We start from the raw sequence: 12,571 nt of genomic DNA, 5'->3' as shown, positions 1-12,571 counted from the left end.
CAGGGGTGGTTCGCTGTCGGTGATCTCGGAGGAGGTGCCCGATCTCTTCGGAAGTTCTCGCTCGCCGGTCGGTCGCGAACGCTAACCGGCCAGGCCGCGTACGAACATGTAGACGTCGAGCGCCGCCAACAGCAGCGGGACCAGCGCCAGTGCGGAGAACGTCTCTAGCAGGTCGACCGCCCGCCCCCAGTACGGGGCCAGTTTCCGGCCGGGCAGGGCTCTACTGGCCACCACGAGCAGCAGTGCGAGCACCAGGGCGGCAGTGAAGCCGTACCAGAGCCGGGCGAACGGATCCAGCCCCAGCGCCAGGACCACACCGTCCAGCGCGAGTGCGTAACCCGCTGTGATCAGTAGCGGCCAACGCTGGCGTGCGCTGTCGACGTGTCGGGAACGCAGCAGGAGCAGCAGTGCCGCCACGGCGGTGGTGATCATCGACCACATCCCGCCGGGGACGAGCAGCGCCGTGAACAGCACCACCGCTGTCAGCCCCAGCGCCGCGTACAGCCCGGTCATGTACCGGTCGGCCGCCGCCGAGCGCTCCACCACGACCTCGTGCGGGAAGGGGTCGGTGTCCTGGCCGAACTCCTCCGAACTGGTGGGCAGTGGGGGCAGGCTCAACCCGGCCAGGCGGAAGGAGGACGTGGGCACGAAACCGAGTGCGAGCAGCACCAGCATCAGGCCGATCCCCGCGGCCTGGCCGCTGTCCAACGGGGACGCCGCGTCGATGACCGCGGTGATCCCCAGCGGCACGACGGTGAACAGCCCGCTGACGAACAGCAACGCGGCCTCGGCCGTTCCCACGAGTCCGATGGCCAGCCCCGCCACCACCAGCATCGCGGCGCAGGCGATGCTCGCCGGTGCCTGCGCCTCGGGTGAGGACAGCAGCGGCAGGCACCAGCCGCACAACCCCGCGTAGGGCAGCGCCAGACCGGCCAGCACGACGGCGGTGATCGTGTCGGCCCGAGCCCGTGCCAGCGCGGTGGCCGTCAGCAGCAGCACGAGCGCGGTGCCGCCCGCGATGATCGTTCCGGTGATCCCGGACCCGCCGGAACCGAGCACCACGAGTCCGACGAGCAGCGCGGTCCCGCCGAAGGCGAGCAGCATCCACCGGCTGAGTCGCTGGGACCACGGATCGGAGCGGCGTCGTGCCTGCTCGGCGATGCCGTCCACGAGGTCGTCGAAGTCGATGGGCGGCAGACTGTCCGCCCTCGGTCGCAGATGGACCGTCTCGCCGTCGAGCAGTCCCAGTTCGGCGGTGGTGCGTTCCTCGTCGAAGGGGGGCTTGCCGAACCGCTGCAACACCCACCCCTCGTGCTCGACTCCCTCGTCGGCGAGTTCACCGCCCGCGTGGCGCAGGATGGCGGGCAGCAGGTCGATCAGGGCGACGTCGGTGGGCAGTGCCATCTCGACCGATCTGTCCTTGACGATCAGGCGTAGTCGGCAGAGCTGATTTGTGACATCCTTGGTGGCGTCGTCCACGTTGGTGTCCGGTTTCCTTCCTGGCTGGCTGGCTGGCTGGCCGAGACCGTGACAACGGCGGAAGGTAGTCACTCGCGCGCGCGGATTGGTGCGTTCGGGTGGCTCCGCCGCAACACCAAGGGGAATCCCGCACCAACGAGGAGACGCGCGTTGAGCACGACGCTGTTCCGCAGGCCGGCCCGTCGCGTGGGGCCTGCGATGCCCGCGGACCAGGTGGAGCTGCAGGAACCACCCAGCGTGCCGGAGCCGCAGAGCAACAGCCTGAGCACGGTGCTGATGTATCTGCCGATGGCGGTCATGGCCGGCGCGATGATGATGATGATGCTTTCGTCGGCCCGTTCCGGGAGCATGATGACCTACATCGGTGGCGGCCTGATGGGCGTCGCCATGGTCACCATGGTTCTCGGCCAATTGGCCAGGGCATCCACCGACCGCAAGCACCAGCTCACCGGTGACCGCCGGGACTACCTGCGCTATCTCTCGCAGATGCGGCGCAGGGTGCGCGACGCGTTGGGCGAGCAGCACCGCGCGGCGATCTGGAAGCACCCGGATCCGCGGTCACTGTGGTCACTGGTGCGCAGTTACCGCCTCTGGGAACGCCGCGCGGCGCACGAGGACTTCGGGGAGGTCCGGCTCGGGCTGGGGCAACAGCGCTCCGCCGTCAAGCTCGTCCCACCGCAGACCAAACCTGTCGAGGACCTCGAACCGCTCAGCGCCTACGCCCTGCGCCGGTTCCTGCGCACCTACACCACGTTGCCCTCCTCCCCGATCGCGGTGTATCTGCGCGGCTTCGCCCGGATCCAGCTGCGCGGCGAGACCGAGGCGCAACGTTCCCTGGTGCGGGCGCTGCTGTGCCAACTCGTCGCCTTCCACTCCCCGGCCGACCTGACCGTGGCCGTGTGCGTCGGGAACGAGCGGCGCGAGGAGTGGCTCTGGACGAAGTGGCTGCCGCACGCCCAGGACGACGGCCGTCGCGACGGGGCCGGGCCGCTGCGGTTGATCTCGGACAACGTCACCGACCTGGAAGAGCTCCTCGGTGGAGCGGACTACACCGAGCGCCCCCGTTTCGAGCCCTCCACCCCGATCACCAGCGGTGAGCCGTTCGTGGTGGTCGTGGTCGACGGGGTGAACATCCCGGCCGGGCACCGCTTCTCCGGGGGTGGCTACCGCAACACCGTGATCGTCGACATCGACAGCGCGCTGACCTGGCAGGCGGACCGTTCGGTGCTGCACCTGGAGGTCGACTCCGCCGAGATCCGCACGGTCGACTTCGACCGCGCGGGCCGGGAGAGCACGAGCTCGCTGTGCGGGCCGGACGGAGTGGGGGTGGTGACGGCTTCGGCACTGGCGCGCGACATCGCGCCGCACCGGATGGGCACCAGCGGCGACTCCGGCGAACCACTGACCACCGACTACGAGCTGACCTCGCTGCTGGGCGTGTCCGACGCGCGCACCTTCGACGTCGACCAGCTGCGCCGGGACCGCTCGGCCTGGCAGCGCATGCGGGTGCCGATCGGCATCGCGGGCAACGGCACCCCGATCGAACTGGACATCAAGGAGTCAGCCGAGGACGGCATGGGCCCGCACGGGATGCTGGTCGGTGCCACCGGCTCCGGCAAGAGCGAGCTGCTGCGGACCCTGGTGCTGGCACTGGTGACCACGCACGCCTCGGACGAGCTCAATCTCGTGCTGGTGGACTTCAAGGGTGGTGCCGCCTTCCTCGGCTTCGACCGGCTGCCGCACACCTCGGCGGTGATCACCAATCTGGTCGACGAGATCGAACTGGTCGACCGGATGCAGGACGCGCTCACCGGGGAGATGAACCGGCGGCAGGAGCTGCTGCGCTCGGCCGGGAACTACAGCTCCCAGCGGGAGTACGAGAAGGCGCGCCGTTCCGGGGTGCCGCTGGATCCGATGCCGAGCCTGTTCGTCGTGGTCGACGAGTTCAGCGAGATGCTGGTCAGCAAACCCGAGTTCATCGACGTGTTCGCCATGATCGGCAGGCTCGGCCGCAGTCTCGGCGTGCACCTGCTGCTGGCCTCGCAGCGGCTCGACGAGGGCCGCATCAGCAAGGTGGAGACCCACCTGTCCTACCGCGTCGGGCTGCGCACGTTCTCGGCGATGGAGAGCCGCAGCGTGATCGGTGTGCCGGACGCCTACGAGCTGCCCACCACGCCGGGCAACGGTTACCTGCGTTCGGACACCCAGACCCTCTCCCGGTTCAAGGCCGCCTACGTGTCGGGTGTCTACCGCACTCCGCGCAGGCAGCGCAGCAAGGAGGTCATCGAGGAACAGCTGGTGCCGTTCGGCGGTGACTACGTCGAACCCCGCGTTCGGCGCACCGTCGAAGCCCCGCCGGAGCCGGAAGAGGACAGCGGGCCGCAGACCTCGCTCGTGGACGTGCTCATCGACCGGCTTAGCGATCACGGTCCGGCGGCGCACCAGGTTTGGTTGCCGCCCATGCGGGTATCGCCCACGCTGGACGATCTGCTGCCGCCGCTGCTGGACTCCCCGGACACCGGCCTGCGGTCGGCCGAGCGCTCCACCGAGGACGGACTGCGGGTGCCGCTGGGACTGATCGACCTGCCCGCCCAGCAGCGTCGCGAGCTGCTGACGGCCGACCTCTCCGGAGCCCAGGGGCACGTCGGCGTGGTCGGTGGCCCGCAGAGCGGCAAGAGCACCGTGCTGCGCACGATGATCGCCGCGCTGGCACTGAGCCACTCGGCCGCCGAGGTCCAGTTCTACTGCCTGGACTTCGGCGGTGGCTCGCTGGCCCCGCTGCGGGACCTGCCGCACGTGGGCAGCGTGGCGGGTCGTCTCGACCGTGATCGGGTCACCCGCACCGTCCAGGAGATCGTCAACCTGCTCGAACGTCGGGAGGTCGCCTTCCAGGCCAACAACCTGGACTCGATGTCGGCCTACCGCCGTGCCAAGCGCGCGGGGCGGTTCGTCGACGAGGACCCGTACGGCGACGTCTTCCTGTTCATCGACGGCTGGTACACCGTGCGCAACGAGTTCGACGAGCTGGAGGACCGACTCGGCGAGATCGCCGCGCGCGGGCTGACCTTCGGCATCCACCTGGTCGTCGGCGCCGCGCGCTGGTCGGACATGCGCCCGTGGCTGCGCGGCGTGCTCGGCACGCGGCTGGAGCTGCGCCTGGGCGATCCGGTGGAGTCCGAGGTCAACAGCAGGCTCGCGGCCAAGGTCCCCGACTCGCCCGGACGTGGTCTGACCACCGACAAGCAGCACTTCCTCACCGCCCTGCCCCGGGTGGACGGTCGCGCCCGAACCGACGACCTCGCCGACGCGGTGACCGACCTGGTCGAGGCGGTCGCGGTGCCCGGCGTCCCGCAGGCGCCCCCGGTGCGGCTGTTGCCTGTGGAGGTGCACGCCTCCGAGCTGCCGGAACCGCTGGCGGGCAGTACCGGTCTGCCCAGGATCTCGCTGGGGATCGACGACGTCGACCTCGCGCCGCTGTGGCACGACTTCGACGTCACCCCGCACCTGATGATCTTCGGCGACACCGAGACGGGAAAGACGAACCTGCTGCGCCACATCGCGCGTTCGGTGCGGGCCCACTACCGACCCGACCAGGCGCGGCTGATGTTCGCCGACCTGCGCCGCGAACTGCACGACGCGGTGCCGCAGGAGTACCAGCTGGGCTACTCGGTCTCCGGCGACACCTTCGCCACCACCATCGAGGAGACCGCCGGGCTGCTCACCGACCGGCTTCCCGGTCCGGAGATCACCCCGGACCGGCTGCCCAAACGGGACTGGTGGACCGGTGGGCGGCTGTTCATCGTCGTCGACGACCACGAGCTGGTGCAGACCGGCATGAACAACCCGGTGCAGGCGCTGGCCTCGCTGCTGCCGCAGGCCGCCGACATCGGTTTCCACCTGATCATCGCCCGCAGCACCTCGGGAGCCGGAAGGTCCATGATGGACCCGGTGCTGCGGCGGATGTGGGAGTTGGGCACCCCCGGTCTGCTGTTCTCCTGCCCCAAGGACGAGGGAAAGTTCCTCGGTGAGCTGCCGCCGAAGACGCTCCCGGTGGGCAGGGCCCAGTTCGTCAACCGCAAGCGCACGGTGCGGCTGGTGCAGACACCGCTGGCCGAGCCCGTCGTGCCCGCCCAACGGTGAGCACTCCCCGGCCACAGTTCTTCCCTACCGGGGGTCGCCGGGCTGGGGCTTACCTTGCCGAGACGTGCGAGCGCTCCTCGACGGTGCGGTCAGCGCCTGCGCCGTCGACCACGCGCACCACGCGGTGACGGCGCCACCCGCGCCGCCATCCGGCCGGTCCCAACCTCGCCCCGATCGCGGCCAGGCTGATCAGCAGCGTCACCCCCACGGTGCTGATCAGCACCACGCGCATCGGCGTCGGATCGTCTCGCGGCACGTCCGGGTGTGCCACCCGGACGGTCCCGGCACCGGACTCGGTCTCCTGCTGCCCCGCGTGCAGCACGCTGGTGACAGCGGAGTACGGGTCCACCACGCCCCAGCCCGTCGCCTCGTCCGGTACCTCCGTGCCGGGATGCCTCGCCGTGCTCGTCAGACGGTGCCTGACCTGCGCCGCGGTCAGCTCCGGGTGGTAGGCACGCACCAGCGCCGCCGTTCCGGAGACGAACGGTGCGGCGAAGCTGGTCCCGCTGTCCTGCCAGTGTCCCGGGCCGCCCGGTCCGACGCTGACCACATCGACACCTGGTGCGACGAGGTCGATGAACTTCCCGGTCTGGGAGAACTCCGCGCGTTCGCCGGCGGGGTCGATCGCGCCGACGGCGATCACGCCGGGGTAGGAAGCGGGGTAGGGGACCGGGTTGCCCCGCTGCGCCTCGTTGGCTGCCGCCGCGACGATCAGCACGTCACGCGACAGCGCGTACTCGACGGCGTCGCGCAGCGCCGCGTCGTCGTAGTTCGTGCTGGCCGAGATGTTGATGACCTGCGCGCCCGCCTCGGTGGCCGCGCGGATGCCGCGGGCCATGGACTCGGCCGAGCCGCCCTCCTTGGACCGGGTGTCGCGGACGGGGAGGATCGTGGCGGCCGGGGCGACTCCGGTGAAACCGGTTCCCTCGGCGGGGCGTGCGGCGATGATCCCGGCGACGAACGTGCCGTGCCCGAGGCAGTCGGTGTCGGCGGTTCCCCCACCGTCTGAGAGGACGTCGACACCGTCGAGTACGGCTCCGGCCAGCTGCGGTGTCGTCGCGTCGACCCCGGAGTCGACGACCGCCACCGTCACGCCCGCGCCACGGGTTAGTTCCCGGACCCGCTCCGGTGCCAGCATCTCCTGTGCCCAGGGACGTGCCCGCGCCGTCTTGACCGGCGGGCGGCGGCACTGCTCGGTGGCCGACCGTGCCGCGAGCTCGAACCCGCTCGCCGTTCCCCTTGGGGACGTATGACCAGCTGCGACCGCCTGCGGAGCACACGCGAACAGCAGCGCGCTCAGCAGCAGCACGAGATCGGTGAGCACGCCTGGGCGTCGAGCGGGCATGGCTTGCTCTCCCTACCGCGGCTTCGCTGCGGCCGCGCTCCTCGTCGAGAACCGTGTCGGGCGGCGTCGACTCATCGTGCGGTGGTCGCGACGCCTGCCGGGTGGTCCGGTCGCGCCGCTTCGGCTCCGGAAGCGGAGGATGGTGCTTCGGCGTCGCCGCGGAGTTCGGTCGGCACCAGTCCCACCGGGGAACTCATCCGGTCCAACTGGTCCCGCTCGGAGAGCACTCGTGGTTCGTTGCCGTGTCTGCGTCGCAGCGCGCGCCGGAGTTTGGGCAGCACGGCCAGATCGGCCTCGTCGAGCTCACCGTGGTCGGCCCGCTCGTCCGGCCGCAGTTCCCGCAGCAGCAGTGCGGGCCGACCGGTCTCCTCGTCCGCCGTGGCGAGGACCTTGAACCGGGAATCGGAGGAGAACACGACCTCCTCGGGCAGCGAGTTCCGCCCGAACAGCGAAACCCGGCGTGCCGAGTGCGACCAGATCACCACGTCCCCGTTCACCGAGCCCCCGTGCTCGTCATCGGTCGTCAGGTCGTCCGCCGCCGTGGCGCTGAGGAAGCCGGGTTCGGACAGCACCACGCCCGGCTCGTAGCCCTCGACGTCTCCGTCCGGGGAACCACCGAAGCGGAAGGACGGGCCACGGTGCACCGGCAGCCGCCGCAGTCCGGAGAGCAGGCAGGCCACGTAGTCCCGGGCGGCTTCGGTGTTTCCGGTGCGCAGCAGCCGGTTCACCGCGTTTCCCCCGTTCGCGCCGCGTCCGGTGTAGAGGATGACCGCCACGAAGTCGGCCTTGGCCTCGTCGGCCTCGTTCTCCCGCAGCGCGGGGTGGGTGGCCAACACCGTGTTCACACTGGGCAGCACCTCGCCGAAGTCGTCACCCACCGCCCGGGCGAAGCGCGAGCGTTCCTCGGACGTGCTGCGGTGGTCGTGCGGTGTGCCGCTGCCACCCGCCCGCGCGGGCACGAGCCTCGGTCGCGCGGGTTCCTCGCTCGTCGGGGAGTCCGGTTCCCGATCGGACAGCGCCGCCGGTGGAGTGTCGGCCGGTTCTTCGGTACTTCCCGCGTGCGGTGCCTGGGCGGGATGGCCCGAGGTGTCGGACGGGGAAGGTCGGTCGGCCTGCTCGGCCAGCAGTTCCGGAGGTGGCTCGGAGACCGTGCGCGGCCGGTGGCTCGGCATCGGCGTGCTGTGGAACACCGGCCGCTGCTCGTCGTCCGTGTCCCGGAAGGATGCCTCGTCAGCCGACGTGCCTTCGTCGGTCAGTGCACCGTTGGCCGAGGTGCCGCTTTCCACCGCGGGGATGTGCGCCGTGGTTTCGTTCGGGGTTGCGTCAGGGGCGTCCGCCTCGGGGATTGGGGCGCTCGGGGCACCCGGAGCACCGTCGGCTGTGGAGATCGGCGGGTATGCCGGACCACTTCCGTTCGGTTCACCCGCGATGGCGGTGAGTTCTCCGCGCGTCCGTCCGTCGGCGATGCCCAGGATCAGCAGCCGGATCCTGCCGCGTTGTCGAGGGGTGAGCCCGTCGAGCAGTTGTCGCAGCACGTTCGGGGCTTCCGGCGGAACCGGCACGTAGGGCGATCCGACCGAGACGGTCATCCGGTGCTGCTCGAAGGCGATCTCGTCCGCGGCGCCCCTGAACCCGGACTGGGCGAACGGCAACAGCGCCAGTCCACCCGGCACGACCCTGGCCACCATCTCCCCCGGGTCGGGGGCGGCGGGTCCGGCCTCGGCGCGTCGATAGACCAGCTGGTTGAACCTCACCCAGCCGCGCGGCGCCCGCGCGGTCAGTGCCACCCGTGCGGCGCCGGTGGCCGAGTGCCACAGCGACACGGGAAACGGTTCCCAGGGGGAGTGCGGATCCCGCACCACCGACCGTTCGCCGCCCGAACCGTCGTGCAGCACGGGACCGGTGGTCGCCAGTACGTCGCTGCCCAGCCGTTCGGCGAGTTCGCGCAGCCGCGCCGGTGCGGCCTCCTCGACCGTGGTCGGTACGAGCTCCCAGGGCCTCCGCAGTCCCCCGGACAGCCGGGTCAGCATGGACGCCAGTCGTGCCGCGGGGATCGGCGTCGCACCGGGAGAGCCCAGCAGCAGGCGGGGGTGGTGCGGGGACTGCGGCACCGCGAGGTCCTCCTCCCGAGGACCTGGCTCCTGTCCGTCCTCGCGGATCCGCAGTCCCGCCGGAACCGGTTCGGCGAGCAGCCCGGAGTCGGCCACCGGACCGGCGGGCAGCTGCTTCTCCCACAGCGGTGTCGGATACCGCACGACGTGCGGTCGAGGTGGGTGACCGGCGCGATACAACCGCCATCGCCCGCCGGTGACGTAGAGCGACCCGCCGGGCACCAGCTCCAATCGCCCGTCAGGGACCAGCACGTCCGTGTCGAGCTCTGTGGCGAGTTCCTCGGCCACCGAACCGCCTCGGGGACCGGGGCGAGTCAGGCCCCCTACCGCGATCCAGAGTTGGCTTGGTGCTCCGCGTCTCGCCGCGGTGGACGCCGGTGCCAGGGCGGGAAGCATCGCGCGGCGGCAGGCGTGCCACAACGCGTCCAGGAAGCCTGCCTCGCGTATCGCCGCCGTCGTGGCCAGCACGGCACGGCTGTCCCGCGAGGAGGGGATCGTGGCGAAGAGTTCGCGTTCCAGCTCGTCGGAATCGTGCTGCTTGCGCACCGCGGTGTTGCCGCCGAGACTCTCGACGTGGAGACCCTGGCCGTGGGGGCGGCTCGTACTGCTCGCTTCCTGGTCGGGCATCAACCTGCTCTCGTCGGGCACGATCCGTCCTGAGGTTCGTCTCGCCACACTCCCGGCCGGGAATCCGGCCCGGCTCCACCGGGGAACGGTCCCGCTGCGACAGTCTGCCGCGCGTGCTCGCGCGCGCAACGGCCCACCCGGGCTCCGCCGATGTCCCCAGGGACATCCCTCACCGCTCGGTTCTCGTCGTGCTGGTTCGCCGGGTGTGGGACGGGAAGACGGTGGAACTACTGGAAGGAACTATTCGAACGGGGTGGGATCACCCGCGCCGTAGCGGGCTATCTCGGGCTCGTCCTCGGAGAAGTCGACCACGGTGGTGGGTTCGGTCCCGCAGTCCCCGGAGTCGATCACGGCGTCCACCTCGCGGTCGAGCCGCTGTTTGATGTCCCACCCGTTGGTCATCGGTTCCTGCTGGTCGGGCAGCAGCAGGGTGCTCGACAGCAGGGGTTCGTCCAGCGTGTCCAGCAGCGCCTGGGCGGTGACGTGGTCGGGGATGCGCACGCCGATGGTCTTCTTCTTCGGGTGCAGCAGCCTGCGGGGAACCTCCTTGGTGGCGGGCAGGATGAACGTGTAACTGCCCGGTGTGGTGGCCTTGACGGCGCGGAAGGTCGCGTTGTTGATGTTGACGAGCTGGCCGAGCTCGGAGAAGTTTCGGCACACCAGGGTGAAGTGGTGGTGCTGGTCGAGTTTGCGGATCGTGCGGATGCGTTCCAGCCCGTCCTTGTTGCCCACCCGGCAGCCGAGCGCGAAGCAGGAGTCGGTGGGGTAGACCACCAGGCCGTCCGAGCGGAGGATCTCGGCCGCCTGGTTGAGCGCCCGCCGCTGCGGATTGCGTGGGTGAACCTCGTAGTACTGCGCCATGTTCCGACCCTAGATCCGATGGTTCCAGCACGAAATCCGACCGCTTTCATCGGGGAACTCCGAACCGCGACCCTCGACAGCCTCTGGTGACCCCGGAACCAGGCCGCCGTCCATTCTTTCGAGGGAATCCGAGATTTTTTCGGAACCGCTCGTGGGGTTTTCGCGGGGGCTCGGGTCCCGCGTGGACCCGTAAGGCTGCGAGTCCCCCCTCGGTCTCGGGTGAGCGGTGCGTTGGACACAGTTCTCCCGGGTTCGAGGGGGAGGTGAAGCTTCTCGGTATACCGGAATTGTGACTTCGGAGCTTCACCCCGCGAGCCGGATTAAGGGCTCGCCGAGCCGGGGGTTACGCGCATTGCCGGGATGATGGCCGGGCTACACGAGCATGAGCGCCAGGGCTTACCAAGGACACGGCCGGGTTCGCCTAGATCGTGCGTTGCCTGACGCGCGGACTTCACGCCCTCTGACGGCGGTCCGCACGGCTGTGAACCGTGGCCAGGACTTGTAGCCCTACCCACACGCTGCCTGGGGTGCGCGTGGTGGGAAGCGTATTCCGTGCTACGCTCGGCACTGCTATTTGTAATCTTGGCGGATACAAAGTAGCACGGGGCTCCCTGGTTTCGATCAGGGGGCTCCTCTTTTTTCGAACGAGAAAACAGATGTGAAAGAAATTTCGAATTCCCGTCGATGGCGTGACACTGGTCGGCCGGGGTTCAGCCCAGCTCGGTGCGGATCTGTTCGAGTTCTCCTGACAAGGTGGAAGGGATATTCCGCGGAATCTCCGCCACGGTTCTCCGAAGGATGCTTTCCGTCCGTCCCGAGGAAACCTCTCCCAGCATCTGGTGTACATCGGCGATGACTCGTTCGGCCTCCTGCCAGGCACCCACTCGCAGGCTCAACCGTAGGGCGTTCGCCGCCGTGATATGGGTGGCCCACCGCAGGTGTTCTTTTCCACGAGAGAGTTCCCAGGATTCGAGCATGTCGCGCAGCGCGTCGTGGGAGTGCCCTAGTCCGTCGTGGACGTGGCCGCGCTGAACCGCGAGTTCTCGTTGGTCCACCCACCAGGTCCACGAGGGATCGCGGTGGGTGAAGCTCTCGGTGAGTTCCGAGCGTGCCTTGTCGAAGACGTTCCGAGCGTGCCTTGTCGAAGGCATCCAGGGCTGCTGGCGATTCGAGGGCGGCCAGTGCCCGGGCCTGCCGGATCTCGAACAAGGCTCTTACCCGGTTGGGGAGGTTCGCCTCGCTGAAGCGCCGCACGATGCGCAGTGCTCCGTACGGATTGCCCTGATACAGGCTGACCAGGGCGTCGTTGGACATCACGAACCACTCCATGCTCGTGTCCCCCGCTATGACGGCCAGGCGCAGGGCTTCCGCGTTGACCCGGTGCGCCTCGGTGAACCGTCCGGCGTCGATCAGACACCAGCCCGCTACCTCGGCGAGTTCCGCCGCGGTCGCTTCGAGATCACGTTCGACTGACGCGCGGTAGCTGCCCTGGTGTCCAGGATGCGTTGGGTGCGTCGGAAGGCGCGCAGTGCCAGCGGAGCGACCTCGCCGCCACCGAGGCTGCCGTCCAGCGCGACCAGACGTTCGATCGTGGCTCGCAGCTCGCTCACCGTGTCACTGTCAGCCGGGGCATCTGTGATCCGCTCGGAAATCGCGTTGTCGGCAGGCAGGGCTCGTGCGGAAGGAGTACTCCGAGCAGCGGGAGTGCTCGCTCGGTCGAAACCGAGCTCCGAGTCCTCCGTCACCCCGAGGACGTTGCGCAACGCCGCTCGGTAATCCCTGTTCGGCCGCGCCACCGCTCCGCGCTCGTAGCGGGCCAAAGCGTGCGCGTCCAGTGCGCCCGAACTGCCCGTGTTGGCAGCGAGCCACCGATTCGCCTGCTCGGCCAGCTCGGCACGGCTCATACCCGCGCCCGGAGTGCGCGGGGACGGAGTGGCTTCGCGTGCCTGTCGAAGACGGTGGTTGCGGGGCACGACCGTGATCGTGCCACCTCTCGCCCTCAGGTGGG

The 12,571-nt window shown here is 69.7% G+C and carries 7 protein-coding genes; 1 reads left to right on the top strand and 6 read right to left on the bottom strand.

The window, feature by feature from the left end; translation table 11 throughout:
• Positions 1-81: 81 nt before the first annotated feature.
• Positions 82-1,551, bottom strand: a complete 1,470-nt coding sequence (eccD, locus tag J2S53_RS06480) for a type VII secretion integral membrane protein EccD (protein WP_456240228.1) — start codon at positions 1,549-1,551, stop codon at positions 82-84.
• Between the two features lie 78 nt (positions 1,552-1,629).
• On the opposite strand from eccD, the gene eccCa reads away from it, so the two are divergent.
• Complete coding sequence (gene eccCa / locus J2S53_RS06475; RefSeq protein WP_456240227.1) at positions 1,630-5,619, top strand: type VII secretion protein EccCa; 3,990 nt, start codon at positions 1,630-1,632, stop codon at positions 5,617-5,619.
• A 49-nt stretch (positions 5,620-5,668) separates the two neighbouring features.
• Here the strand turns inward: eccCa and mycP are convergent, their stop codons facing one another.
• From mycP to J2S53_RS06450, 5 genes are all read right to left on the bottom strand, one after another.
• Positions 5,669-6,964 (bottom strand): type VII secretion-associated serine protease mycosin, encoded by a 1,296-nt coding sequence (gene mycP / locus J2S53_RS06470; protein WP_456240226.1) that lies wholly within the window; start codon positions 6,962-6,964, stop codon positions 5,669-5,671.
• Positions 6,965-7,035: 71 nt separating this feature from the next.
• Positions 7,036-9,723: a hypothetical protein gene (locus J2S53_RS06465; protein ID WP_456240225.1), complete on the bottom strand. Its 2,688-nt coding sequence runs from the start codon at positions 9,721-9,723 to the stop codon at positions 7,036-7,038.
• Between the two features lie 219 nt (positions 9,724-9,942).
• Positions 9,943-10,563, bottom strand: coding sequence for an L-threonylcarbamoyladenylate synthase (locus J2S53_RS06460; protein ID WP_456240224.1), 621 nt, complete (start codon positions 10,561-10,563; stop codon positions 9,943-9,945).
• A gap of 710 nt (positions 10,564-11,273) precedes the next feature.
• The gene (locus J2S53_RS06455; RefSeq protein ID WP_456240223.1) at positions 11,274-11,714 is read right to left on the bottom strand and encodes a hypothetical protein; all 441 of its coding nucleotides are present in this window, start codon (positions 11,712-11,714) and stop codon (positions 11,274-11,276) included.
• A gap of 273 nt (positions 11,715-11,987) precedes the next feature.
• Positions 11,988-12,536: a helix-turn-helix domain-containing protein gene (locus tag J2S53_RS06450; protein WP_456240222.1), complete on the bottom strand. Its 549-nt coding sequence runs from the start codon at positions 12,534-12,536 to the stop codon at positions 11,988-11,990.
• Positions 12,537-12,571: the final 35 nt, after the last annotated feature.

It is taken from the genome of Actinopolyspora lacussalsi, assembly GCA_030803735.1.
GTDB lineage: Bacteria > Actinomycetota > Actinomycetes > Mycobacteriales > Pseudonocardiaceae > Actinopolyspora > Actinopolyspora lacussalsi.
The sequence above is the reverse complement of the archived record's forward strand: the minus strand, read 5'-3'. Positions and strand labels throughout refer to the sequence as shown.